This is a genomic window from Streptococcus sp. C300 (assembly GCF_000187645.1).
Taxonomy (GTDB): Bacteria; Bacillota; Bacilli; order Lactobacillales; family Streptococcaceae; genus Streptococcus; species Streptococcus oralis_CQ.
In genome coordinates this window covers 3,435-4,538 of record NZ_GL732466.1, presented here as the reverse complement: position 1 = coordinate 4,538, position 1,104 = coordinate 3,435, and the positions used below count along the sequence as shown (strand labels likewise).

Genomic DNA, 1,104 nt, shown 5'->3' with positions numbered 1-1,104 from the left:
CAAACTTAACCTTTAATTATTTAGGTGAAGTAAAAAAAGAAAGCAAAATACAAATAAAACTTTTAGTATCTCTGAAAGAGAGACGGGACAAATTCGAAGTGAAAAAAATACCTTCAACTCAGATTTTGTTGTTGATATTATTAACAATGGTAATAATCTTATTTTTGATTTTAAGATTAATGAAAGTATTGATATTGATTCCAATCAAATCGAATTAGATATAATGACCTTTTTCGAGGAAATTGAAGAGTTCTTAGTAAATAAAAATGATAAGATTATTACACAATCAGATGTATCTGACGAAGAGTTAGATAGTGATTTGTGGGAAGAATTAACTAATTTATATAATTAGAACGGAGATTGATGTGGCACAGAATAATATAGAAAAAGTCTATAGTTTGACACCTATGCAAAAAGGTATGTTATTTAATTATATTAAATCTGGTAATAGTACATATTTTGTCCAGAAGTCAATTAATTTGCAAGGGAAATTTAATATTGATAATGCAGTAAACAGTTTTAAAATTCTGAGTAGGAAATATGACGTTTTAAGAACTTCTATATTTTATAATTCAGGTTCTGAGCCTAAGCAAATTGTTTTGAAAAATAGGGAGATTGAAGTTAATGTAATTGAATTGGATGAGCAAAAATCCATAAAAAGTATAGAAGAAGCTGACATTCGAAGAGGCTTTGATTTAACAAAAGACTCATTACTGCGTGCGACAATTATACTAAATAGTAGCAGTGATATAACAATTATTTGGAGTTTTAATCATATAATATTGGATGGCTGGTGTATGTCTATCCTGCTAAATGATTTTTTCAAATATTATGAAATGCTAAATGATGGTAATGGATATAAAGAAATTTTATCGTCAATTGGAAAAACATTTGACTACAAGAAATATATAGATTGGTTAAACATTCAAGATTTTACTGCTGCGAGAAAGTATTGGTCAGATTTTATTTCAGATTATGATGAAGATTTTACCTTTGAATCTAGGGAAGAAAATTTTAAAAAAATGCAACGATGGAATTCTTCAATATAATCTTAATACAAATCAAATTGAAGAATAATAAAAAAGTTTTGTAAATCGAAACTGG

General features: G+C 26.8%; 2 protein-coding genes. Both read left to right on the top strand.

The window, feature by feature from the left end:
- Positions 1-218, top strand: a 218-nt coding sequence (locus HMPREF0849_RS10615) for a hypothetical protein (protein WP_000293958.1), incomplete at its 5' end; no start/stop codon positions are given.
- 147 nt (positions 219-365) lie between these two features.
- Entirely contained in the window at positions 366-1,049 is a 684-nt protein-coding gene (locus HMPREF0849_RS00015) for a condensation domain-containing protein (RefSeq protein ID WP_033605297.1), read from the top strand.
- The last annotated feature ends 55 nt before the right edge of the window (positions 1,050-1,104 follow it).